General features: G+C 58.4%; 14 protein-coding genes. 6 read left to right on the forward strand and 8 right to left on the reverse strand.

Annotated elements, in window-relative coordinates; genetic code table 11:
* Positions 1-331 precede the first annotated feature (331 nt).
* From ACBG85_RS19155 to ACBG85_RS19175, 5 genes are all read left to right on the forward strand, one after another.
* On the forward strand, positions 332-1,408 hold the full coding sequence (locus ACBG85_RS19155) for a DNA cytosine methyltransferase (RefSeq protein WP_075833832.1): 1,077 nt from the start codon (positions 332-334) through the stop codon (positions 1,406-1,408).
* 77 nt (positions 1,409-1,485) lie between these two features.
* A complete protein-coding gene (locus tag ACBG85_RS19160) occupies positions 1,486-2,439 on the forward strand; it encodes a GTP pyrophosphokinase family protein (RefSeq protein WP_075833834.1) in 954 nt (317 codons plus the stop codon).
* 34 nt (positions 2,440-2,473) lie between these two features.
* On the forward strand, positions 2,474-3,652 hold the full coding sequence (locus ACBG85_RS19165; RefSeq protein WP_372024390.1) for a DUF6361 family protein: 1,179 nt from the start codon (positions 2,474-2,476) through the stop codon (positions 3,650-3,652).
* The gene (locus ACBG85_RS19170; protein ID WP_372024392.1) at positions 3,639-5,405 is read left to right on the forward strand and encodes a phospholipase D family protein; all 1,767 of its coding nucleotides are present in this window, start codon (positions 3,639-3,641) and stop codon (positions 5,403-5,405) included. The genes ACBG85_RS19165 and ACBG85_RS19170 overlap by 14 nt, the downstream gene beginning before the upstream one ends.
* Positions 5,402-8,545 (forward strand): helicase-related protein, encoded by a 3,144-nt coding sequence (locus ACBG85_RS19175; protein ID WP_372024395.1) that lies wholly within the window; start codon positions 5,402-5,404, stop codon positions 8,543-8,545. Before ACBG85_RS19170 ends, ACBG85_RS19175 begins: the two co-directional genes overlap by 4 nt.
* Here ACBG85_RS19175 and ACBG85_RS19180 read toward each other — a convergent pair.
* Entirely contained in the window at positions 8,521-10,437 is a 1,917-nt protein-coding gene (locus tag ACBG85_RS19180; RefSeq protein ID WP_372024397.1) for a TerD family protein, read from the reverse strand. The two genes, ACBG85_RS19175 and ACBG85_RS19180, sit on opposite strands and share 25 nt — an antisense overlap.
* 122 nt (positions 10,438-10,559) lie before the next feature.
* Complete coding sequence (locus tag ACBG85_RS19185) at positions 10,560-13,466, reverse strand: DEAD/DEAH box helicase (protein WP_372024400.1); 2,907 nt, start codon at positions 13,464-13,466, stop codon at positions 10,560-10,562.
* 90 nt (positions 13,467-13,556) lie between these two features.
* Between ACBG85_RS19185 and ACBG85_RS19190 the strand changes: the two genes are divergently transcribed.
* Positions 13,557-15,899: a DUF262 domain-containing protein gene (locus ACBG85_RS19190; protein WP_372024403.1), complete on the forward strand. Its 2,343-nt coding sequence runs from the start codon at positions 13,557-13,559 to the stop codon at positions 15,897-15,899.
* Positions 15,900-16,675: 776 nt separating this feature from the next.
* Here ACBG85_RS19190 and ACBG85_RS19195 read toward each other — a convergent pair.
* The 6 genes from ACBG85_RS19195 to ACBG85_RS19220 form a co-directional block, all read right to left on the reverse strand.
* Positions 16,676-17,167: a hypothetical protein gene (locus ACBG85_RS19195; protein WP_070160179.1), complete on the reverse strand. Its 492-nt coding sequence runs from the start codon at positions 17,165-17,167 to the stop codon at positions 16,676-16,678.
* Positions 17,164-18,018, reverse strand: coding sequence for a ParA family protein (locus ACBG85_RS19200; RefSeq protein ID WP_003940667.1), 855 nt, complete (start codon positions 18,016-18,018; stop codon positions 17,164-17,166). The genes ACBG85_RS19195 and ACBG85_RS19200 overlap by 4 nt, the downstream gene beginning before the upstream one ends.
* Positions 18,019-18,051: 33 nt before the next feature.
* Positions 18,052-20,976, reverse strand: coding sequence for a Z1 domain-containing protein (locus ACBG85_RS19205; protein WP_372024406.1), 2,925 nt, complete (start codon positions 20,974-20,976; stop codon positions 18,052-18,054).
* Positions 20,973-22,490, reverse strand: coding sequence for an ATP-binding protein (locus ACBG85_RS19210; RefSeq protein WP_372024409.1), 1,518 nt, complete (start codon positions 22,488-22,490; stop codon positions 20,973-20,975). Before ACBG85_RS19210 ends, ACBG85_RS19205 begins: the two co-directional genes overlap by 4 nt.
* Positions 22,483-24,606: a hypothetical protein gene (locus ACBG85_RS19215; RefSeq protein WP_372024411.1), complete on the reverse strand. Its 2,124-nt coding sequence runs from the start codon at positions 24,604-24,606 to the stop codon at positions 22,483-22,485. Before ACBG85_RS19215 ends, ACBG85_RS19210 begins: the two co-directional genes overlap by 8 nt.
* A gap of 109 nt (positions 24,607-24,715) precedes the next feature.
* A complete protein-coding gene (locus tag ACBG85_RS19220) occupies positions 24,716-25,816 on the reverse strand; it encodes an LLM class flavin-dependent oxidoreductase (protein ID WP_372024413.1) in 1,101 nt (366 codons plus the stop codon).
* Between the last annotated feature and the right edge of the window lie 146 nt (positions 25,817-25,962).

Consider the following 25,962-nt stretch of genomic DNA (forward strand, 5'->3'; position numbering starts at 1 on the left):
ACCTCTTTCGCAACCGCCGAAATGATGGATCGTCATCTCGGGTTCAAATGCGTCAATATTGTCATGTTCCGAAGGAACCGCCCTCGCACCCGGTGCGCGATTCGTCGATCAAAGTAATGCTCCCAGCGCGGCAGCGCTTTCAATCTATATCGGTCAGTAAGCGCTGACTGTTGCAACAACGCCAAACACCTGGACCCAAGGAAATCGATCACTGGCACCTGTCAGACGATTTCTCATCACCTTGCTCGGCCAATTCTCCCGAGCCCCGATGAACAGACAACCGACGCCTAGCCATGCCGTCGCAGTCGGCGCTACCAGGTACCCTTCACGTGTGCGCGCGAACGAATCGACGATCCAGGTACTCGACCTCTTCGCAGGCGCCGGCGGGCTGACGCAGGGCCTCCACGAATCCAGTGCGAGATACCGAGTCGCAGGGGCAGTCGAAATGGATCGAGCCGCTGCTGAAACGTACAAACAGGTCTTCGGTGAAGTCATGCATCAAGGCCGGATCGAGGATTGGCTCCAAACCCACACGGTCCCCGACGTCGATCTTGTTGTCGGCGGGCCACCCTGCCAGGGTTTCTCTGCACTTGGTCGTCAGGATGCTGACGACGCCAGAAACCAGATGTGGCGTCACTATGCAAAAACGGTGGCCCTCGCCGGCCCGAAGTACTTCGTACTGGAGAATGTCCCACAGTTCCTGAAGTCGCCAGAGTTCCAAATCTTCTACAAAACTACTCAGGCCGGTGGCGAACTCGCTGACTACGTATTAACGCCTCATACACTGAACTCGGCAGATTACGGCGCACCGCAAGCGCGTAAACGCGTCGTGGTCATTGGGCGGCATCGCGACATGGAAGATCCTGGCGAACCCAAAAAAACACATGCCGACGCGCACCTCACCGTGGGCGAGGCTCTCCGTGGGATCAAAGCCCATGTAACCGAACAACTCCTGCCAGAAGGTCGCTTCATAGAATTGGAAGACGGCAAGATGCTGCCCGGTGAGTTCAAAACAACCGAACTGCATCTAACTCGAAACTTCGAGCAGCTCTCGCTGGATCGATTCGCAAGCATCCCGATCGGCGGAAACAGATTCGATCTGCCCGACGAGCTGAAGGCGCCGTGCTGGCGAAGGCACACAACTGGTTCCGGCGACGTCATGGGACGGCTCCACTCGGACCGACCGTCGGTGACCATACGCACCGAATTCTTCAAGCCAGAAAAGGGTCGCTACCTCCATCCCACAGAGAACCGAGCAATCACCCACTTCGAAGCAGCTCGATTGCAGGGATTTCCAGACGATTACAAGTGGGTAGGCTCGAAAACCGCGATCGCGAAGCAGATCGGAAATGCAGTGCCCATCAAGCTCGCATCAGCAATCGGAACACTTCTCTCTCGGCATTTATAACTGTGCGACGGATAAGGTGTCGGTGAACGGGATTCGGCGACGCCAGTCTCGATACTGATCTTGGGGGAGGTGCTTCAATGGAGCAAGACAACATTCAGAAGCTCGTCGACGAGCTCTACCGGGGCCGCTCGCGAGCGTGGGACGCAGCGCTGGTAACCACTCAGACGTTTCTGGAAACACTGGCAGACGAGCTGTTGGACAACGTCGACCGTGACCGAATGAACGCCAAGAACGCGCGTATCAAGTCGCCCGAACGCGCCGCAGACAAAGTTCGTCGCAAGATCGCCGAAGCAAAGATTGCGGTGCCAACGACACCGGAAGCGGTGATTGACGCCCTCGGCGATCTGGTCGGCATCAAGGTATTGTGCAAAAGTCCCAGAGACCAGCTTGCGTTCAGTCAAGCACTCGAGACGTCCTGCCGTTCGTCTCAATGCTCGATGCGTTTTGCAGAAGAACCAATCGACTACGTCTCCAGCCCCAAGGACAGCGGATACCGCGCGTACCACGCCGTTCTCCTCGTTCGGGTCCCAACCCATCAAGGCGATCTCGATGTAAAGGTCGAAGTTCAGATCAAGACCAGACTCCAAGACGCATGGGGCGAGTTGACGCACGAAGACATGTACAAGCCTGGAGAGGCGCTGAAGCCAAACGAGTTTCACAATAACTACGCCAAACAAATGGCGGGATTGCTGGCGCAAGTTGACGAAATGGCTGACAGTCTCGCTGAAGAGCTTGATCAGCAGACTTCTCCATTGGCACCGTCTGAACGTGGGCCGGCCCCTGTCTCAAATGGGAATAGTGAGCGCCCCGCAACCATATCTGCGCGGGTCACGAAGACCGGGCCCAAATATGCCCTTGCTGTCGGTCCCGATGGGCGTCGTGGATTGATTCCTGCTCGCTCTGTTCGTGAAGCCGTCCGTGAGACAAAACGGATCGATGTTGATGCGTATCTCAGCATTGGCGATGAAGTGTCCGTCAATGTCGAAGAAACCGACGACGCTCTGTATTACCACCCGATCAAAATCGGGTGATTCGCTCGTCCCGACTTGATCTTGGAGTGCTCACTTGTCGCTGATCGCCTGGCTCGACACGTCCGCTGAGGAAGAACGACGAATGCGCGAACTCGTTGTGCTCTTCAGCGAACCCGGAACCCTCGACAATCTCGGTATCGGTCAGATCCGAGACGGACTCGCAGACCGCCTGTTCCCCGGGATCTCCACCGTCCAGACGCGGGCCCGCTATCTGGTCCTGATTCCGTGGACATTCCAACGAGCAGCGCTGCGCAAATCAGGTGCAGCGCTGGTCAAAGCTGCAGACCGAGAACAACGCGAGGTACTGCTCGCACTCCGCGAGGCCGGCCACACTCAGGGGCTGATCGGACGGGTCGCCGGCGCAGCGGTGCGGGTACTCCCCTCCGCGATCTACTGGAATGCACTGCAGACCTACAGGATCCTTCGCCACGACACCCGACCACAGCACCTGCCACAGTCGCGCAAGGGGGAGGCAAATGACGACGAGATGCACGACACCTCACCGTGGTCGACGCTCCCTCTGCCTGAGTCATTCCCCGCGGATGTGACAGACCAGGGGTTTGATCTCTCTGTGGCGGAGGCTAATTGGCTTCGCGAGCGGATGGTCGTGACCTGCGACGGTTCCTTGCTCGCGCATCTACTGAGCCAACCGACGATGCCTGACCTCAACGTCGATTACCTCTGGGATCTCGATCTGGATGCAGCACCGCAGGAGCTTCACGGCCTGGTCGAAGACACCGAGCTGTTCTCGCTTGCCCTGCACGGCGCGTCGCTACTCTACAACTTGATGGTGGGCGAAGCGTACGAGCGCCACGAGCTGACAAGCGTGGAGGCACCCGCGCAGCGGTACCGTGACGAACTCGAGCAGTGGAGCGAGCGGTACTGGAATCATCCACTTGCCCCGACCTGGGACCGGTCGCGGTTGTGGAGCCGGTTCCCAGCACTGCCATCGCGAACGCGGCAATTTGCCGAAACCTGGATCGACGGCATCAATGACCTTGGAGCGGGCGCGCCGGCAGATTCCGTCGAACTGCGAAAACTCATCGGCGATCGTGAGTTTCAGAACAAGGGCGCGCAGTCGCGTCTGACAAACGAGAAACAACTGCGACTCTGGCAAGGCGCGTCCGGCGCCAGTCGACTCCAATTCCGTTGGCCACAAGCATCACAAATACTGAGCGACATCTCCGAAGGACTGAACAATGCTGGCGCCTGACGAACGAGCCACACTGGTGGATCAACTGCGGCCACCGGCAGGCTCTCGGCTCGACCACCTGGTGGGAACTACATTCACCCTCGACCTACAGGCCGCGTTGGTACCTGCACTCGCCTTTGCGTCACCGTCCCATGCGACGGATCCCCTTGCAATGCTGGCGTCTATCCGCATCTGCGCCAACGCTATCGACATATTCCATCAAGCCGGACACATTCGAGTTCCTGAGCGAACGAATGCACTCATGGCCTTCCTCGAGCCCGCAGTCCATGCTGTGCGCAGCAGACCAGGGACACTCTTTCACCCCAAGATCTGGTTGGCCAAGTACATTGATGACGAAGACGCGGTCAGTTTCCGACTCCTCGTTCAGAGCCGAAACCTGACGCGGGACAATTCCTGGGACATGGTTGTGGCACTCGACGGCACTATGGGGAGCGCGCGAAACAAGACCAACAAGCCGCTGAGGGCATTGCTTCAATACCTAGCTGACGATGCCACTGTCTCGCCGTTGGAGCCGACTCGACGCGGACGTGTGCATGCATTGGCCGACGACGTCAGGTTTGCCGAGTGGACTGCGCCGGAGGGACTCTCGGATATCGCCTTCCATGTGTTCGGCGTGCCAGGCCATAAACCATCACCAAACTTCGAAGGCACACGGCACCTCGCCATTTCACCGTTCCTGGGCGACGACGGCTTCGACACTGTGATTCCGGGTGAACGGGTACTCGCGAATGTCATCAGCCGCGCAGAATCCTTGGAACAGCTCCGCCCAGACACCCTGAGCTGGTTCGAGGCGTCGTACGTGCTCAACTCTGACGCAGGAATTCCTGATCCCGAATCAGACTCGGCAAATGTCCAGGGCGGTTTACACGCCAAGGCCTATGTAGTTGAATACAACCACTCGGCAAGACTTTTCATCGGTTCTGCAAATGCAACCGCTGCGGCATTCAGCAAAAACGTCGAGATTCTGGTCGAAATGACCGGCGCAAAAAAGAAATTCGGAATCAATGCCATGCTTAGCAGCGGCGGACTCGGACCCATCATCAGCCCGTACGAAGCCACCGGTGGCGCAGAACCGGATGAAGCCGATGCCGTTCGCCGTGAACTCGACAAGACCTTGCGAGCTGTTGCATCAACTCCGTTCACCGCGACGGTCCAACCGGCCGGAGAATTCTTCGATTTGCTGATCGAAACTGCTGTAGCCATACAACTTCCCGATGGTTACACCGCCACGATCGAACTGACCACCCGCCCCGGATCGGCAGTTACCATGACGGCCGACAAACCCGTTGACTTCATCAGTCCCGGGCTGACGCTGGTCGACATCACGCAGTTCCTCGCAGTTCGTGTCGCTGAACCTGGCGGATCGAGCGGCGGCACAGTGGTTGTTGCCAACCTGATCAACGAGCCCGACGAGCGCCTCGACGAAATCCTTGCATCGCAGCTGAAGAAGCCCGAGGATGTTTTGCGCTTTATTGCGCTAATGCTGTCCATCTCCAATGGCGGGGACAGTGCAGGCGGAGCATTCGACCAGATGATCCGCGGTCAAGGCTCCCAATCCGGACCGCTCCCCGGCATTCTCGAATCACTCCTACTCGCTCTGGCGACGGCCCCGGCCGTCCTCACCGATATGGACGGCTTCATTCGCCGACTCCATCGTGACGACACACGTCGCGACCTGCTGCCTCCAGGATTCTCCGCACTTTGGACGGATATTCACTCTGCCGCAACGGTTCTGAATCGGAGAAACGCATGAACAAGAAATTCCGCGCCGAAACAATACTCTCCGGACTACGCGACTTTCAGCGGGACACCGTTGACCATGTATTCGAGCAGTTCTACAAACCGGATCCCAGTCGCCACTTCCTCGTCGCAGACGAAACTGGACTCGGCAAGTCGATGGTGGCGCGCGGAATCATTGCGCGCACAATCGAACACCTTCAACAAGGCCCGCCCGGTACCGAGATCAACATCGTGTACATCTGCTCCAACATCGACCTCGCGCGACAGAATCTCGAACGTCTCAATGTCACCGACAACAAAGACATCACACACACCAGCCGGTTGACACTGCTCGCCACTCACAACCGCAGACTGGACTCCGTAGAAGACAACCTGCGCGTACCCGTCAATCTTGTTTCACTGACTCCGGATACATCATTCAAGACGGGACTAAGGACCGGCCGTTCCGATGAGAGGCAACTGCTGTTTCTGTTGCTCGATCGCGAGTTCCAGTTCTCAGCCACCCAACGCGTGGCTGCGCTGACGATCCTGCAGGGTTCCGTCGCTTCCTTCGATACCTTCGAAAGGGACGTCGCAGTTTTCGAGGAGAAATTCGGCGATTCGATTGATCCGTCGATCTTGGAAGCGTTTGTTGCCACGATTAACGCCGGCGAACCGTCCATCGCCGACAGGTTGTTCGACCTGATGAAAAAGCCGATCAACGATCCCGGTCGAAACTCCGCCATCACGACCCTCATTGCAGATTTGCGGTACGAACTTGCTCATGCCAGCGTAAATTCGCTGGCGCCCGATCTTGTGATCATGGACGAGTTTCAGCGGTTCACAGAGTTGATGGACGAGACGACATCCGCCGGCGAACTTGCGCGCCATCTGTTCGGTCACCACGGGACACGGGTACTTCTTCTGTCTGCAACGCCATACAAGCCTTATACCGAGGCCGACGATTCCGGTGCCGATCACTACTCCGATTTCACCAAGACGATTGATTTCCTCGCTGATGGTTCGAAGCTGGTGAAATCCAGTGACGTCATGGCGTTGCTAGAGCAGTTCCGCAATGCCGTTATCGAGGATCGCGAAGCCACGCAAACGATGTCAGACCTACGAAACCTCCTCTTGTCCTTGATGTGTCGCGTGGAACGCCCGGCCAATTCAGACAACACAATGGTTCGGGAACGCAGGTCCACGATCTCTGGAATCGAACCTCGAGAATTACTCGGGTACGCGGCCCTGCGCCGCCTCGCCAGGGAACTCGACGCCCAGTTCAGCGTGGACTACTGGAAGTCCGTTCCCTACTTCGTCAACTTCATGAGCAACTATCAGTTCGGTCGGAAGTACGCTGCAACCGTCGGCAGTAGCGAATCGCGTTTACTCGACATCAGCAGAGTCGACGCCGCTGCTGTCAGACAGTTCGCTGAGATCGAAGCGGGCAACGCTCGGACTCGAAATTTCCGCGACGATACCGTCGATACGGGCTGGGAAAAACTACTGTGGATCCCGCCCAGCCTTCCGTACCTGACCCCCGGAGGTCCGTTTGCTGATCCCAATCTGGCACAGACGACGAAGCGACTGGTGTTCTCCAGCTGGTCGTCAACTCCTCCCGCCGTCGCATCAATTCTGAGCTATCACGCGGAACATCGCTTGATGCAAGGACATTCCTCGATAGTTCCCAACGATCCGGATAGTCTCCGAGCCATCGGTTCACCGCTCGAATACCGCGGATCCAATCCGCAGATGACCACCCTTGCCCTCTTCTGGCCGATGCCACATCTCGCAACAATGTCGGATCCACTCGCCCTTGCTCAAGACCACGTCGACCCGGTTGATACCGTGTCCTTCGAAGCCACTGTGGTGGAGCGACTTCAGTCGACCATTCCGCGTGGTCGCGGAACTTCGTCTGCGACCGGGGCACAACACTTCTATTGGTCGTGGCCGATGCATATCGATCGAGAGCAATTCGACGTGTTCGATTTCAGCTCGGACGATCAAGGATGGCTCCGCAATATCTTACAGTCGCACCATGACTCAGATGCCGAGGCGGCTGACGAGGCAACTAGTCTCGATCCATTCCTGACCCTCGCCGAGAGCACCACAACGCTGACCGACGGTCGGATACCGCCCGACCTCGTCGAGGTAACTGCCAAACTGGCGGCGCACTCTCCAGCGAATTGCGCGTGGCGATCGCTGAAACGATTGCGGATTGCCCCGAGCGTTGCAGAAGGCGACATCTGGGGAGCTGCTGCCACTATCGCGTCAGGACTCCGATCAACGTTCAATCGTTGGCAATCCGCAGTGCTTCTGCGGCAGCTCTATCCGGACTTACCGTATTGGCGACAGGTTCTGCAGTACTGCGCCGACGGTAATCTCCAAGCAGTCCTCGACGAATATCTCGGGCAATTGACACCGACCCACGACAGCGAGCCTCTCGACGTCGATCAGATCTACGCCATCGCCAATTCTGCAGCCGAGGCGATGTCACTTCGAGTGGGTCAGAGCCTGTCGCACGACCCCATAGACGAAGCCGATAACATCCGCTTCCGAACTCACCTTGCCGTTCAATACGGCGGTAAATCCGAGAGCGACGAGTCGTTTCGACCGGCCCTTATTCGCCGTGCATTCAACAGTCCGTTCTGGCCGTTCATCGTCATCTCGACCAGCGCCGGCCAAGAGGGAATCGACTTCCACCCTTGGTGTCACCATGTGGTGCATTGGAATACACCGTCGAACCCCGTTGACTTCGAACAACGCGACGGTCGCGTCAACCGGTTCCGTGGCCATGCTGTGCGGCGCAACCTAGTCGAGCGCCACCGGATCAGCATTTTGGGTGCTCACGACGTCCACCCCTGGACGGCCGCGTACGCCATCCCGGACGAAGAACTCGGCGGGCTGGTACCGGATTGGATCTACTCTGGATCTCACAAGGTGATTCGCGAACTGATGCCCTATGAGTTGAGCATCGACGGCCCTCGACTGGAGAACTCCAAAGCCGGAGTTGCCCTCTACCGCCTGGCATTTGGGCAACCGCGACAAGAAGACCTGATCGAACTACTCCAGCATCGGGATGTAGACGCCGAAGCAGCCGCCGCAATGCGACTGGACCTCACTCCACCGTCTCGAGAAACAAATCGAGGTCAATCATCCACTTCGACACCGTAGCCGACAGCCATAGCACCGAGTCCGTGGTTATGCCCCTGACCTACCGCCCGAAGCCGCCAAACATTTCCGCGGCGGTAGATCTCGGCGAGAACCATGGTCCGCTCAACCGTTCCGAGATCGAGTACAAATGTGGCAAATGTTCCGTCGGAACCATCAATGCTGACCGAGACTGCTCCTAAGTCGCCGAACGTCTTGTCACCGTCGACTGCTGCTGCGATGACAACACGTTGACATTCCGCAGGCAAAGAGTCGAGATCTGCACGGACACTCTGCTCACTGTCACCGTCGACGGAGAGCTCGACTGCGCCGTCCTCATCCACGGTGTTGTTGTAGAAGACGAAATCCTGATCCGAATCGACCTTGTTGGTTCCGTCAAGGAGAAAGGCAACCACATCGACGTCGAATTCGTCTCCAACGTTCTCTGCCCGCCACGCAACATTGATCGACCACAACGACTGAGCGGCAGGAAGATCGACGACCTCGCCACGCATCAAAATCGGTGCAGACAAGCGTGATTCGAGCCTCATGTGGGCGGGAACTACACCCGAGACCAACGCCTCGTTGACGTCGGATTCCGTGATCTTAGGAAGCCCTCGATCCGTGACCCTCGCCATCCGCTTGTCGGATTCACCGCCTTCCAACACCAAAACCTCGGTGACCGCGGTTGTGAAGTTGAGAGACGGACGAGCACCGAGCTGCAGGATGCGCGACCGCATGATCACGCCGTCGAGATGAGTACCGCCGAGAATCAGAACGCGACGCCCCTGCCACGCCTTCGCCTTGCGATTTGCGAGCGGGGATGCAGTCGCGATCGATGATGGCCGTACCCCGGCGGTCGATTCGTCGGGACGATGTTGCGCAGACACGATCATCTCCGGCACCAGGACCACCTCGCGCTCGACCTCGACTTCCGGCGCTGTCATCGTGTCAGGCACGGGTTCAACAGTGCTCACTCCCACGGAAGCGCCCTCAATCTTGATCTCACCCGGCACTGCACGTTCCAACAAGTGCTCCAACTGCTGCTCCGAGATCACGGGAATTCCATCCGACTCGGCCTTACGTACTTTCGAGCTTTGAGATGCAGTGTTGTCACACACCAGAACACTCGTCTGTCGACTCACGGTATTTGTGAACTCGAATCCCGCATCCGTGAGGCGGGCAGCCAGCGTAGCCCGGGGTGCGGATGTCGGACCACTGATCGCTATCTTCATTCCTTGGACCAAGCCGCGAGTCAGATCTAGGCGTCCGGGGTTGGTGAATGACGACGGCACTCGCTTGATCTCGCGAGAGTGGACCGTGGCCCGGCGGTCCTTACACCCCACCACCGGAAGCGGAAGTTGCAGCGTTTCCGCGAGAGATGCGCTCCTGCCGAAGACCTCGACGAGTACCCGCGCATCGTCGTAGGCGTCGTGCGCACTGACCTGTTCTATCTTCCAATACTCGGCCAGTGTTGCGAGCCTGTGATTGGGTACGTCGAGCTCCAGGCGTCGCGAGAGCGCCAAAGTACACAGCCGCTTCTCGATCGGGGTGCCAAAACCTGCGCGTTGAAACTCTGCGTCGAGGAAGCCGTAGTCGAACGACGCGTTGTGTGCCACCATGGTCCGGCTTGAGAGCAAGTCGGCGAATTCCTCAGCAATGTCTTCGAAACGCGGCGCACCAGCCAAGCGGTCGGGAGTGAGGTTGTGAACGTGGACGGGCCCCGGATCGCATCCTGGATTGAGCAGAGTCGAGAACTGACGCTCTACGGAACCATCCTCACGCAGTACTAATGCGGCGATGCTGAGCACACGATGCGATGCCGACCGCATCCCCGACGTCTCGACGTCGAGAACAACCCAGCGGTGGTCCGCAGGCAGACGAAGCGTCTCGGCGTGGCTCAACGCACTAGTCATTCGGTACCTCCCATAACGCCCATCAGCTGTTCGACTGCGGGCACCAATCTCACCTGGATATCATCGCGCATGGGGCCGACACGTCGGTTTTCGACCCGGGCCAGGCGCCAAATTACTCATCGTTAGCGCCCTTTGCCGACTGATTGTGCCAATGAAATTCCAGATCCGTCGTCAACTATCCAATCGATCCATCCATTGCATTCGACGTCGTCGCCGGCAATTACCGATTTGGCAGCAGTCGCCGCGCCACCCGGATCTGCGAACGTTCGCCCTTCCAGTACTTGGAACCCAGCAGCGCGTGTGACCTTTACTCCGCCCCCAACCTGGTCGTAGAGCGCCACGACACGGTATCCCTCAACATCCATATAGATGCGAATGCTGTTCTTGGTCGCCAGCGTCCGTTCGACGACCTTCCGAGTGCTTGCTCTCAGCGACAATGAATTCTGGCCCACTGAATTCGAGTTGGTCGCATGCTTCGCCGGAGTTTTAGGCAACGGCGACGTCAGAGCAATTCGTGGGACTGCGATATTTGTCTTTGCAACACCACCAGTGCCACACCCAATGTAATCCCAGCGATCGCGGCCGCTCACCACAATCGATCGCGGAATCGGATGCAGTTGACGTGTCAGTCCCGGATTCGCGATCATCCATTCGTCGATTTCGTTGCGGACCGACCGTGAAATATCGAAGGCCGAACATATGTAATGGGCCTGGGGCTGTTCAGAGGGATCGACAAAGATCCACGACGTGGCGTGAGTGTCATCAAGCGATCGATTTCCGTCATCTTTCGATGCGAACCAATCACCTGCTGTGGGGGCCAGCACTCGCGCAACGCGACGGATACCGTCTGAGCCAATGACAGTCAAAGCAGTCCGACGTGAGTTCTCGACCAAAGTGGCTCTACCGCCCTGCGCTTCGATTGCTTCGATCAGGGCGCGAAGTTCCTGATCACTTGGGGGCACGACTGCTTGCTTAGGAGGTTTATCAGCAACGACCTCGACGCCGGGCGCCGAATGGTCGACCCGTGATTCGAGTACCTGAGAGCTACTTCCTGCCAAAGACTCCCATAGTTCTGCCAACCTTTGAAGAGAAACACTCTGGAGCGGAGTGCCATTCGCAGCACAGCGCAGCTGCTTCAGTCCGGGATTGGGCGCAATAGCTGCTCGGGTATCCCTGAGCGCCCACAGCCGCGCAACACGATCCTTCCGACTCGTCCGGTCCTGCCCACCGTCACCGACCAACACGCCATCAACCAAGGTCCAGCTGACGCGTCCGTCCAAGTTTCCTGCCATAAGAGTTTTTCGGATCTCGTCATCAGGCAATAATTCAATCAGTTCATCCCAAGTTGCAAGCCCCTCAAAATCGTCGAAAACGTCGAGGATGGCTTCCTTCGTCCAGCTATTGGACTCCGACGCAGTCACGGCTGCATGATCCGGATCGAACTCGGTCGGATCGCTTTTCACAGGCGCATCTAGTACTTCTGCAGCAATGTTCATTTCTACGTCTTCTGGACGCTCCAACAACCAACGTCTCAGCAAAGCTGCTGCATCTGCACCGCTTACTGAACGTACCTCGTCGGCAATGTCCAAGATCTGTCTAAGAAACGTTTCATGCGCACCCGACGCCGGATCCTCCGAGGTACCTTCGACATACACAATTGCAAAGATCGCATGGCGGCCATCATGTTTGGGCCGAATGATCCGGCCCATCCGCTGGACCATCTGACGCCGGCTTCTACTTGCCGCGAGAATGAGCCCGAGTTCTGCTTCTGGTACGTCAATTCCCTCGTCCAAAAGCCGCGGCGTCGCAAGTGCAACCACCTCACCGACCCTAAATCGTCCCAGCAACGCTGCTCGTTCAGCAGGTTTCATCCCACTAGTCATCGCTTCCGCAGCAACACCTTGGTCTGCGATCATCGCTGCCGCCGCTTCAGCGGCCGCCACTGTCTCAGAAAAGAGAATCGACCGAGCAGGCCCCCGCATTGCGGAGCCAATCTGTCTGAGCAGATCCAGCTTTGCATGGCTCTGAGCGAGAATAGAGCGCCGATCATTGAATGCCTTCATGAACTTTCGCGCCAGAAATGTTGCAGGACCGGCATTTTCGTCATTCGATAGTCGATCAACTTCTTGCATGAATAGCCCGAACGGCTCGGCGGGGATGCCACAGTTGTTGATCAACTTCGTGCGCGCGGACCTTGCCCGCTCGTCAGCATCTTCGTAATCGTGACGCTCCTTCGGAGTGAACCGAACCGCTATGTTCACTACTCGGACAGGAGCGAGGATCCCCTCTTCGTAACCACGCCGGTAGTCACAACCGTCGATGGTCGATCCGAAATAGGGACTCAGTATTGTATCGATCGAATCATCACTGCGTTCATAGGTCGCCGTCAAACCGAGCCGCTCCTGAAAGTCATCGGTCAGTGCCCGCGCAAAAGCCGAAGCCCCGTAACGGTGCACTTCATCCGCCACCAGCAGACAACCGGAGTTAGCATGGAACGATTCACCGCGAACTGCGGATTGAACGGTCGAGATCAAAATGCGATGCGAGACAAGCGTATCCCTGAACTTGTCACCTCGCCGACCAATTTTTGTGTTTGGGACAGCTCGCTGAAGGACTGAATGCCATTGCTCCATCAGGTCTATTCCAGGCACTAGAACCAGGCTCCGGAGCCCTCTCGAATACGCATCTGCAATCGCAGCCACGCCGACGGCCGTCTTACCCGTTCCCGTGACAGCTTCTACAACGCCACCTCGCCCCGCCACAATCCACTCCTGAAGCGCATGTTCCTGCCACTTTCTTAGTGGCTGCTCAAGGTAGTTGCGTGCAATCGGGAACGCCCTCCCGCTCAGCACATGCCACTTGCGAGACATGCCGCCATCATGATCAAACACGTCCGGGTGGTCGAACAATATTCGCTCCACCATACTGGCCGTGCAACTCGATTCCGCGAGCCGGCCTACCAATTCCTCTACCGAAGACTCGGGGACTTCCCGTAGCAAGTTCAGCACGCGCGACGACACGGTTAGCACTTGGCGCCCCTCCCTCATGTCAGACAGCTCGACTAACGTGTCATTTTGTTCCCTAGAGATATCACCACACACCGACACCAAGGATGCGCAATGGATGCTCGACCCCACACCATCCGAGAAATATTTGGTTCGGACGAGTGTCTGATCGTCCCGATCTTTCAAAGACCATACGTATGGAAAGAAGATCGTAACTGGGAACCTCTATGGAACGACGTCGCGAGCATGGTGACGCTGTTCGCGGATGACGACGACGCCAATCCTCACTTCCTCGGGGCGGTAGTTCTGGATCATCTCAAGGCCACGAAAGGCTCGATTCCGTCGCGTCAAGTTGTGGACGGTCAACAGCGCCTCACCACATTGCAAGTGCTACTTGCAGCAGTGAGAGATGCATTTACGACGCGAGGTGTTCCCGACCGATACATAAATGCACTGCGCCAGCTCACACGTAACCAAGACGAACTATCCACTGACCGCCATGCACGCTTCAAAGTCTGGCCGACGTTAACCGATCGTGGTCCGTTTTCAACCATCATCGTGGCGGACACTCAGCACCAGATCGACGAACTACTCACCGACAGCGATTCTGATTCGGTACTCCTTGACGCATACAGGTACTTCTTTCGACGTGCCCTCCAATGGCTCGAAGAGTTCGTTGGATCCGAGGCCCAAGATTCCGCTGCCAATTCGCTGGTAAACGTCCTCCGCGATGGGCTGCAATTAGTCGTCATCAATCTCAGCCAGCACGACAATGCACAAGTGATCTTTGAGAGCCTCAATGACCGTGGCACACCCCTGCTTCCGAGCGATCTCATCAAGAATCTCCTATTCCAACTAGCAGAGTCTTACGGCCATGACCCCGAGACCCTTTACAACCTCTACTGGCAACCGTTGGAATCGAAGGCATGGAAATCAGAGATCCGGCAAGGCCGACTGAACCGATCGCGGCTCGACGCCTTTTTCGCCCACTATCTGACGATGCGGCTGGGCAAGGAGATCCTGGCACCAGCACTCTTCACTCAATTTCGCACCTTCACAGCGACGCTTAGTCGCGAAAGAATTCCGGATCTGATGTCCGAGATCAAGCGATTCAGCAGCATTTACGAGAACCTCACGGAATCGAAGGGTGAAAGTTCCGATGAGACACTCTTCCTCTCCCGCCTGAGCGTGCTTGATACAACCGTGATCACACCAGTATTGTTGTTCTTATTTGACAGCTATCCATCACACGAGAGAAGTGCAGCCCTTCAACTGCTCGAATCATGGCTGGTCCGCCGAATGGTATCCAGACTGACCAGCAAAAACTACAACCGCATGATGCTTGAGCTCCTCCACCTACTGAAGCGCCGAACAGAACCTCCTACCACGACGATCCGCGAGTACCTGCTAAACCAGTCCGCGGAATCCGGGTTTTGGCCGACCGACGAGGCCGTTCAAGATGTACTCCTTACGCAACCGATTTACCGCCAACTGACCCGAGCACGAATTCGACTCGTGCTGGGTGGATGCAATCGAGCGCTGGCACCCACGGAAGAGTCCGCTACCTCTGACCTGGCTATCGAATACCTTCTAGCACCCAATCTTCGGGACGCTCCAGACGAAATTCTCGACACGTTAGGCAACCTAACGCTATTGCCGAAAAAGCTTGGCGCAACAGCTTCCACTGCGTCTTGGGAGAAACGACGGTCATTGATTCTGGAGACCACCCCATCTGGAGTCAACCAACTGCTTCCACTCGATTTCGGGCCCCAGCAAATTCTGCAGCGGAGTGTCAGACTTGCCGATTCCTTCTGCAAAGAGTGGCCGCACCCGCTCTCCATCCCTGTTCCAGTCTCGGTCCCTTCAAGTCGACCCACGCCGACCGACCGACCTCGAATAACACCTCCTGCCCCGCCTCAGGTGGATATCGCCAGCCATGTCAACGAAGTGTTCAGATCGATGCCGATCGGCACTGTGCTGACCTCTGTACAAATTGCCAGTCTGCCGTCAGCTTTCTTCGGGCTAGGTCAGCTCAGGGCCGACCACGTTGAATCAGGTTTAAGACTGTTGCCGGGCTATCTCAACATTATCGAACGAAATCCTCTGACAATCGAAAAGATATATGTTGCAGCACTTGCCAAAGAATCTCAGCCTCCAGATCCCGCAATCAAACGAAAACACTACACCGAAACAATTCAGGTCCTCCTCAATCAAGGATTGTTACAACCCGACGACGAACTCGTCTATCGCGAACCGAAGAAGAACCTTGTCCATCGAGCCCGCGTTCGACATGACGGTGCGATCTTCGCTGGTGGGCGCGAGTTTTCTTCCGTATCAGCAGCACTCACGCACTCAGTCGGCCGGTCGGCGAACGGATGGGAATGGACCGTTGTTCGGACCAACCTAACGCTGAGCGATATGCGAATCCAGGCTCAGGCACCGAAGTTCAGCAGCTAGCTGGTCATTTTTGCACCGTGCAAAAATACGCAAAGCCAGCGGACCAAGAACTACAGCCACAACCGACTTCAGCAAGTGCATCACACCCACACCTCAGGAGCTAATGGTGAGTCAAAATTACTGGCACAAATCGGCTTTCATGAAGACTCGGCACGCCTGCACACTCGTCGCGCTTGCAGGTCTACTGGCACTCTCAGCCTGCTCGACACCTCCAGCCGAAACCGCACCCTCGACGACCGCAGCCTCGTCCACTCCTCGATCGGAGGCTACAGCGAATCCCCTGACTACCCCAATCACATCCGACGTCGTGGTCACGTCAGTAAGCGCGACTGCTGTTCAATCCATTCCACCCACCACCGAAGCGCCTACTCCCGCGGCGCCGGTCGTGGTCGAATGTCTACACGGCACACCCGGCCCTGCGCGGATGAGCGACGGAACGATGGCATTTTCACAGTGGTGCTTCGATCAACTCGGAGGAAACAAATACTTGGAGAGCGAGCGCCAGGCAAATACCTTCAATTGCGACGGGACTGTCTGCCGAAATCCGTACACGGGTGGTTCATATCCAGATCCGAATGCAACCGTGCCAGTTACTACCGTGAGAACCGCAACTCCGGCTGAAGTTATCCAAAACCAACAAGGCGTCGCCGAATCAGGATGCTCGACGTCGGGTTGCATTCAGACCTACTTCGGATGCCGCGATGGGTACATAACCGGAGAAGTTTGCAGTCGGTGGGGATTCTGAATCGGCCAGAGAGTCAAGGCGTCACCAGCCCCTACCTGAACGCACTCCCCTTCGAGGTAAGAGTCTTCACCCGCTCGACAGTCCAGATCGCAAGCACATCCACTTTGCGCTTGCGACCCGTCTCCTTGTGCGTATCCATTTCCTGCTCCGCGATGATGTCCTTGATCCCGTCGGCATCGAGGGCCGAAAGACGCTCCAAGAGAGCCTCTTCCCCATCAAGCTTGAAGACCTCGAACGGGTCGAAAGCCCCCGGCTCCCGCTTCACCTTCGGTACAGCAGCACGACGACGCGGCGCCGGCGCAGAAGCAGGTACCACAACGGCGGATCCATCCGACGGAACTGCGAAAGCGCTTTCGATTGCCTTCGCGAACCGCGGGGTACGGGCAGCTTCCTCCGCGACGACCTGAACCAGCTTGGCCAGCAACACCGAGGCCGAGGCATTAGTTGCACCCAACTTCAAGAGCGCGGCACCGGTCTCCTGCACCTGCACGCGACGACGCGCCTCATCGATACCCGCACTCATAGCTTCGCCTGCGCTTCCGTGAGAATGTTCTGCGTAATTGCACGCATCTGATCGAACTGACCTGCGTTGCCGTACTTCACCTTCAAAGTGCTGTACGGGTGAAACTCCGCCGACGCGGCAATCTGATTCGACTCCGCGAGATATTCCGGCAATACGTGTGGGACGTTGGGATCGCGCCGAAGATTTCGCACAGTCGTGCGGTGCACCGCCGAGTTGGACTTGTACTTGGTGATCACCAACCCGAGTTCGAAGAGTTCACGGCCGAGTTCTTTGCCGAACTTCGCGATGTGCGTCTGGATCTGCGGAATGCCGTACGTGGAGAGTACATCCGGGATCGTGGGGATCACGTAGCCGTCAGCCATGGCCAATCCGTTGAGTGTGATCGGCCCGAGATTCGGCGGGCAATCGATCAGAACATAGTCGTAGTACGGCATCACCGGGGCGACGGCATCCCTCAACAATTCAACCGGCTTGGTGGAGTTCCGATCAGCAACCCGAAGGGCACTGATCTCCTCCTGCAGCTCGATCAAATCGAGAGATGAGGGAAGCAGATCCACACCCGTCACTCGCTTGACCGGCGAGACTCCGCGCTGAATCGAAGCTTCGAGATCGAAGTTCGACGTGCCATCGACAGCGTCACGGAAAATGGTTGCGCTGGTCAGCCCTTGCTTGTTGAGTTCGAGCCAGTGATCCTCACTGATCATCATCGTCGTCAGATTGATCTGCGCATCGAGGTCGATCAGCAGCACGCGCTGACCGAATTCGAGCGACATGAACTCGGCCAACCCCGCGGTGATCGTCGTCTTACCGACGCCGCCCTTGAGGTTGATCGTCGCAATCGTCTTAGCCATCAGAACCCATTCCTGTCTCCCACCACAACACACCTAGTTCGCATCGACGATCGCCCCTGTACCTGACTGCTTCACCCGAAAACCGATTCGCCCCAACGGCTCCGCCGCGTGCGGAAGCGCGTACGAGAACAACGTCGCAAAATCGCGCGAGTCCACGGGACCAGCCTGTGCCCGTTTCAACTGACGAGGAGCCGGATCGTTCGCCAATACCAGAATCAATGCACCGCGAGTCTTCCGATGAAGTGCACCCGCAAGCGGTCCACCGTTCTTCTTCGGGCTGCCCGCAATGTGCTCGATCGCATCGCGCTCACGAACTGCCGTACCGGTGAAACCTGTTCGGTACTCGCGTTCCTGACGCTTGCGATTGACGATCGGAAGTTTCTCGTGCCAACCCTTGATCTCGATCGGCTCCCGGGTCTTGGGATACGGCAGCAGAACTGCGAAGTCTTCGAGCAATCCGGATTCGATTGCGGTCGAAAGCGCTTCGCGGTGGGGACCGAAATCCCACCCGTTCGCCCACTCGAACTGGTCGACGGCCTCCAACACCACATGGGCAGGGACAATGCCGTATCGCGCAGTGAACGATCGCGAAACATCATCCTTGTCAACGAAATTGAAGGACCCTGTTTCGCCCAACGACTTCAATAATGGTGCAACCGCGTCGAAGTGCCGAGCGTTGATCGAACCGTCACCTCGCGGGGGCTGCATCGTGAAGCTGAAACTTTCACCGCCCATGCCTCGATAAACCAGATCGGCGTTGAACATCTTGTTTCGAGCCGTTGGCCTCAGCCACGGCAGCTGCTGAAACACCATCGGCGGCACATCGCGTGGAGTGACCCACGGTTCGCCCTTCTCGTTCACGCCGCTGAACCGAGTGAGCTCGTTCCGGAACTCCTGCTCGTCCCGAACGATCGCCTCGAACGCCTTGTACATGTCGTAGTCCGCGCCGGCGGGTCCGCCAACCGTGCGGCCGATGAACAGGCGCACCAAGTCTCGGTACCCGGGGCGGAATCCGAACCATCGTCCCATCTGCATCAATGTGTCAGCTTGGCCCGTTCGACGCGTATAATAAGTGATGGTCAGGCCCTCGACCGTGAAGCCGCGACTCAGCTTCGTGCCGCCGACCAGAATCTTCCACACGCCGCGTTCCTGGAAATCGAGGGAATCCTGTTTGTAGTCCTTCTCGGCCGCACCGTTGACCACGATAACGGGGCTGGTTCCCTCGGAAATCTTGTCGTAGGCAGCGCCGATGAATTCCTCCAACTCGGCAAACGAACCAGGATTCTCCAGTTCACTGCCCCGAGCCGCACTCACCACCGCAAAGTCTTCGGCCCAGAGCTTGTCCAGCCGGGAAAGACTCTTGGCCTGGCTGTATCCGGCCGATTTCCACAAGGCCTTGAAGTCGTCGGCTACGGCGTCATGCTCGGCCTGCTTCACCGATTCGTGCACCAGCATCGTGTGGTGCCGATACGGCTTGGCGCCCTTCGATTCCCGGAATAGCTTGATCGCCCCGGTCAGGACAAACGAGTCGAGCGCTCGCAACTGCTCGGCTGAGCGATCCTCGTCGCACTCGGCCCGGAGATCCCGTACGTACGCTTTCTGGTTCGAATTGGCCGGAGTCTTGTCGTCGTCTTCGAGATCGTCTAGATCGTGGAAGTCCGCACCACCCATGTACGGGCCGGGCCGCTCGAGACTGACGATGAAGTCCGAAGGAAAGACGTTGACGCTGTCTTCCGGATCGACAAACACATTGGCAAAAGGTGTTGCGGTGTAACCGATGTACTGGGCACGCTCGAGTAGACCGAGGATCTCGGCAATCTGACCGTTGATCGCCGTCCGCTCGACCTGCTCGGTTTTCATCTTCTTCGGATCGATCGTGTTCACCGATGCCTGATCGGCTTCGTCGTCGATGATCAGGGCAGGAATCTGATCGAGTTCGGTCGGCACTTTCTTCAGATCGGCCACCAGCTTCTTGAGGCTGGAGACGTTCTTCTTCACGACCGCGATGCGAATATTGCTGGGGTACAGATTCTTCGGATCATTCAGCGGAAGGGAGTGATCCACGGTTTCGAAGTGCAGTGCGCTCAGGCCCGCGAGCAGGCTCTTGTAGTCAAAGGTCGAGGTGGTGAGTCGACGGATAGCCGGGATTTCATTGGTCTTGTTCGGATCGATTTCGTGTTCGAGAAAGTTCCCGTCCCGCCAGTCCTCGTCGTTGGCGTAGTCGTCGTCCACACCGGCACTGATGTTTTGACGACCGACCAATTCCATGTCGAGGCGTCGCTGAGTCTGGCTCCGGAGAATCTCGATCGTGCCGGTCAACACGATGACCAAGCGGTACCCAGCGTCGATCGCCTTGGCCACCACGCCGCTGAAATTCGCCGTCTTCCCGCTCTGGACGTAGCCGACCACCAAACCTTTGGACTGATACGGCTCGGGCCGCGTCGGATCCGCAAGCCGGTGCACAACCTCAGTGGTTGCAATGTCCAGCTTTCCGATTGTCGCCTCGTCCCAGTTCTTGTCGGCTAGAACTCGCTTGTAAGCGCGCCAATAGAAGTCGTGCTCGCGGCGGCGTTCGGAGGTGTACCAGGGGTCCCACGGCTGCTGAGCCGCAATGACAACGGGCCCACCTTCGCGAGGGAAGTGCGCATCCATCTCGGCGTGGGCGTCGACCGGCAATCCCAACAAGTCGTAGATCCGAGCCCGCCGTTCCGGACTTTGCGGAACAGTCGAGCCTACCCACGTCTCGACACTTTCCGCATCCCACTGCCGTAGACGCGAGGTGAGCGCCGTTCGTACACCGACAGCACTCTCATCGAGGAACACATCGATGATGTCCGCGATGGTCAGGCCATCCGGATAGCTCGCTCGCAGGCGCGCGTTGACCGGGTAGAGCACGTTCTCGGGCGGAAACCCGTCACCGAGTTCACGCGCAACCGCACGGAATACTTCATCACTCACTGCACTACCTGCTCCCGGTGCGCTGCCACTGCGGAAATCAACACTTCCTGCCACGCCTGCATCTTTTCCCTCTGACGAGCGCCGATTCTCGTTCCTTCGAACATCTCACTCACCAACAGGAAGACAAGAGTCTTGAGCACCGGAGCATCAGCCGGGTCGAGACTGCGACGTCCGAGCAGATCACGCCGAAAACGCGCATTGATCCACAAAGTCCGAGTCTTGAGGTCGACTTCGAAGAACTGATCACGCGCCAAGGCTCGCCAACCCACAGCAACAGGATCATCACCGACGCTGAATTCGAAGGCGTCGCTGAAGGAATCGAGCACGTCTTCCGGAAAGCCGGATGCCGGCTCGATGACGCTGATCGGCCGAGGTGCAGAACTTCGGGCTGCCCGCACGACGCGCTCGGCATCCATCAGATACGAACGGAATCCACCGTTGCAATCCGTGAAGACGGCCCCGTCGACGGCAGCCGACGCAGTGGCGTCGAGCGTCACCCCCGATTTCTCGGGATTGATGGTGATGTGCTGCAGCAGAGAATCGTTCAGATCGACAGCAATTCGTGCCAATCCGTGGTCCGGTCGGCCCCGCACTATCGCGTTCCAGCCGCCGATCTGCAGGAGTCGATCGTGCCGATAGAAGTAGAGCCCCTGCTGGTCGCGGCCGGGGGCGCCGTGGATGCGAAATTCCGGTGCATTGCTCCGGGCGGGCCACAGGTGAGCTTCGGCGGTTACTGTGGCACCGGCGATCGACACGGTAAGTGTCCGAGGGTAGTTGGGGTCGCCTGTGCGCGGATACCGGAACGGGTCGATGGCACTGACTGTGCGCAGCGCGCCGGCGCGTCCCGCTTCGACGTCGAAGACATCCACAGTCAGAGCGATCCGGCCGGATTCGATGAGACGGTGAAATACGACGCCGAGGTGACTGCGCACGTCGTTGATGGTCTGTTCGAGCCAGCTGGTCTGCTCGTCCGCGTGCGCGGACATGAGAAATGTTGTGATGCCGCGCCATTCGACAACAGTTCCGGTGTCGAAGGGAAAGCGGGGCGTGACTGCGTCGAAGAATTCTTCGGCTTGCCGGTCCTCGATCACCGAAACTGACTGACGCCCCTGCACTGAGGCCGAGTCGATCTCGCGGCCCTGCGTCGGGTGCCCGGACTTTCGAGACCACACTCGGAGCAACCGAGCCTGACTCAACGACGCCGCCTTCATCCCTACACCGAAATGACCCAGGTCCCCGGCGGCATAGTCGCGTCGGCGGCCGTAGGTCATCGCGGAATCAATGGTGTCACTGTCCATGCCGGAGCCGTTGTCGATCACCATCATCGACACGATCCGTGTGCCGTCCTGAACGAACCTGATCAGCACGTGGGAGGCCTCGGCGTCGAGGCTGTTGTCGATCAGATCGGCGAGGGCTGTCGCGATGGTGTGGTGCAAGCCGATGGCGCCGGCGAGGGACTCGTCCGCAGCAAGGATCTTGGTGCCCACTATGCGAGTGTCCGCGACGTCAGTCATGGGATGCATCCTTACCCTCTACCTCGTCGATTTCGGATGCTTCGCCGCGCCTCCATGCCGCCTCCAGGAAGTCCAAAACCACGTCTTCACCACGATCTTCGTACGCGCGCAGTATCTTTCGTGGACGGTCTTCGCCGTCCAGACACACGGCTTCGGCGAGAATCCGCACCACATGTCTCGCGGCAGTTCGCAATGGCTCGCGATTGCCAACCTCTGCAAGTGCCTGACGTAGTGGGTCGATGTCAGAGTGAACGATCGCCGGTCGGACCACGCGGAAGGTTCCGTCTTGCCACAGCTCGAGCAACACGTCTTCGCCCTCCACAGCGGAGAGTTCACGCAGGAATCGGCGGATAGTGCCGAACGTCGGCTGCGCTCCGGTCCACCGAACTGCTTGAACGCCGAGGTGGCTCTCCAACTCGATGGTCTCACCGCGCACACAGCCGGCAGCGACTGCAACACCGGCGGGTACAGCAAATCCGGAGCCCCGCAGATGATCTGCGGTCACAGTCAGTCGATACCGCCACGTACTACCTGACCGGTACAGGCGGCGAGTCAACTCTGGCGTCTTCGCAGTGTTGCGTGTCCGCTTGCGCCGGACTATCCCGTCACCACCAATGTTGAACTCACTGGCTTCTTCAGCCTCTCCCGAAGAAACCGGTTCCTCCCCAACGGAATCCGCGCTTCCCCAGGCGTGCAGCCGCCACACTGCGCCGTCGAGCGCCACGCGATCGTCGGCCTCGAGCGCGCGCTCGATCGACCGCTCACTGCGATCGGACTTCAGTAAGTCCACTAGCTCGACGACGGACTTCGGCGATCCGACGGCTTCGAGCGCGCCGACTGCCAGATCGGAGATCCGACGCGCACGCGTCAGCGCAGACTCCGCCACAACGACAACGCCGCACCACGCAAGCCACTTCTCCAGTTCGCCGCGTGACATCGACACCACTTCGGCGACGTCGTCGAGTGCAACCACACCGTTCGGGGACTCAAAGTCCTCGAGCAAGGTCTGAGTCCGCTTCTTGGCCTCCGCGACGCCCGGAGCGGCAGCCCAACCGTCAGTCACCTCGAAGTAGTCGTCGAGACGGTCCAGAACCAACCACAGCGGAACTCCGTAACCAGGCACCTCCGCCGCGATGCTCGGATGCACGTCGAGGAGGCGATCAAGCGAAGCTACCGGCTGAATCTCGACCCGCAGGCTTGCAAGCAGGTTCCCCACCGCCGTCCCGAATCCGCACGCCGCGTTGAGTTTGGCTTTCACGTCGGCCTCGATCTGCCCGACTCGCCCCGAGCCCACACCGAGCTTGGCTCCGATCGCTCCCCTGCGCTGCGGAACTCGCGCCACGATCCGCTCACGCAACACCAACGACTCCCGCTCATCCAGCTGCGAGAAGAGATTGTCGATCTCGTCCATCGCGTCGGTACGGTCCGTGTCGGGCAAGTCGTTCGGCGTCAGAGCCGAGATCCGGGCGGCAACTTCCTGAATCGAGGCCGGAGATTCGTCGTCGATCTCGACGGTGACGAGTGGTCTGCTGTCCTGACCTCGGACCCGTCGCCACATAGCAAGCTGAGCGAGATCGTCGAGCAGCGCTGTGATCGCGGGTGGGGCACCTGCTTCCTCATTGGCCTCGACGCGGGCGAGCGGAGTCGTCATGACCGCACAGACCAACAGGTTGAGCACTATGTCGTGCACCGTCTGTTCGCTCGTTCCGCGCACGCCGAAGATCTCAGCGGTCGTGTGCATCAGCAGTCCGCCGATTGCTTTGTCGGTGGTGAGCCGAGACAGTGCAGTCACTGCGCGAGTATCGAGACTCAACACCTCCAGCGGGAGATCTTCACCAAGTAGCGGAAAGCTCGCTCTTAATACCGCTGCCGCGTGGTGAGCGATGTAGAGGGACGCCAGCTCGGAGAGAACCTTCTCGAGATCGACCTCGAGAACAGTGAACGACGGCGCTTCGCTGAACCACCAATCAGGTGACGGTGCCAGCGGCTCGAGCAGCGCAGCACGATCGGATACGTAGTCGTCCAGCCAAGGAAACAGATCGACCCACAGCGTCTGACTCAGCTCGTTCGCGGGAAGCGAGTTCACACCCAACGTCAACGCACTACTCCCACTCACGGATACCTTCATTGCGGTCAAAACCGACCGCGATGTCGGTAACAAGTTACTGCAGCTTGTGAGCGGTCGCAGCGCCGGACCTGCTTACCCGACAGTCAGACTTCTCCGCTCAGTCGACGGCGGTGAAACCCTTCGCCCGATCTTTGTCGGCCGAGGTCCACAGCGTCGTCGACAGTTCGGCCTTCACCAGCGGGATGACCTCCTCGGCAAAGCGGCGCAGAGTGTCCTTCTGCTGCTCGAAGTCGAGCACGTGATTGACCGACACCGATTGGAAATCGTGGCCGTAGCTCTGGTGGTAATCGAGGATCTTCTCGGCGACTCGCTCCGAAGACCCGACCAACGCCGGCCCGCGGTCGACGGCTTCCTCGATCGTCCGGAAGCTCGTCGACTTTCCGACCGCTTTGGGGTCGTGCTTGCGTTTGTCAGCTTGTGCAACGGCGCCCTCGTAGATCGGACGGAACTCTTCGATGGCCTGCTCGGTCGTGTCGGCGAGGAACAATCCGCCCGAACCCGAACCGACATACGCCTTGGCCGGGTCATATCCGTACGCCAGGTACTGCTCGCGGTAGTGGTCGATCAGCACTTTGTAGTTCTCACGAGGCTGGAAGGCGTTGGCGGTGACGATGGGGTCGCCCCACTTCGCCGCGAGTTCGACGGCCTCGAACGAGGTAGCCGATCCGTGCCAGATACGGAACGGGCCGTCGAAAGGACGCGGTAGCGTCGTCGCGTCCTCGAGCGAAGGCCGGTGCGTTCCCACCCACTTGACGTTTTCCTCGCTGATCAGCAGTTTGAGGAGTTCGTAGTTCTCGGTGAGGTACTCGTACTGCTTGGCGATGTCCAGACCGAGGAGCGGGTATTGAAGAACCTCGTTGCCCTTGCCGATCACGATCTCGAGGCGTCCCCGGCTGAGTTGATCGATGGTTCCGAAATCTTCGGCGACTCGGATCGGGTCGAGTAGCGAAAGGACCGTGACACCTGTCGACAGCAGGATTCTGTCTGTGGCCTGCGCAATTGCCCCCAAAACGACGGTTGGCGCCGACGAAAGAACCGGCCCGGCGTGGCGCTCACCCACCGAGAACGAATCGATACCTAGTTCTTCGGCGAGAACCGCCAGTTCGACGACGCGGTTGAGCCGATCGGACGGGGCAACTTCCTCGCCGGTCACTGGATGGGGTGGGTTGAAAATGATGTCCAGAACCTGAAAACGCATGACCCGTCTTTCTCGATAACCGCACAGCGCGCCTGTCCCTCGGAGGCTAGTGCGCGGCGGCTCGACGGATCTGCCATCCGAGGACGCGCCCAATTCAACGAACTCGCGAAACACTCTATTCAGCAACATTTTTCGCCTCAATGAGA

This window comes from Rhodococcus sp. NyZ502, assembly GCF_041464245.1.
GTDB lineage: Bacteria > Actinomycetota > Actinomycetes > Mycobacteriales > Mycobacteriaceae > Rhodococcus_F > Rhodococcus_F qingshengii.

Coding starts and splice junctions, on each gene's coding strand:
- ACBG85_RS19190 (WP_372024403.1), top strand. CDS start 13,557: ATGGATGCTCGACCCCACACCATCCGAGAAATATTTGGTTCGGACGAG.
- ACBG85_RS19210 (WP_372024409.1), bottom strand. CDS start 22,490: ATGACTGACGTCGCGGACACTCGCATAGTGGGCACCAAGATCCTTGCT.
- ACBG85_RS19195 (WP_070160179.1), bottom strand. CDS start 17,167: ATGAGTGCGGGTATCGATGAGGCGCGTCGTCGCGTGCAGGTGCAGGAG.
- ACBG85_RS19200 (WP_003940667.1), bottom strand. CDS start 18,018: ATGGCTAAGACGATTGCGACGATCAACCTCAAGGGCGGCGTCGGTAAG.
- ACBG85_RS19180 (WP_372024397.1), bottom strand. CDS start 10,437: ATGACTAGTGCGTTGAGCCACGCCGAGACGCTTCGTCTGCCTGCGGAC.
- ACBG85_RS19160 (WP_075833834.1), top strand. CDS start 1,486: ATGGAGCAAGACAACATTCAGAAGCTCGTCGACGAGCTCTACCGGGGC.
- ACBG85_RS19220 (WP_372024413.1), bottom strand. CDS start 25,816: ATGCGTTTTCAGGTTCTGGACATCATTTTCAACCCACCCCATCCAGTG.
- ACBG85_RS19175 (WP_372024395.1), top strand. CDS start 5,402: ATGAACAAGAAATTCCGCGCCGAAACAATACTCTCCGGACTACGCGAC.
- ACBG85_RS19170 (WP_372024392.1), top strand. CDS start 3,639: ATGCTGGCGCCTGACGAACGAGCCACACTGGTGGATCAACTGCGGCCA.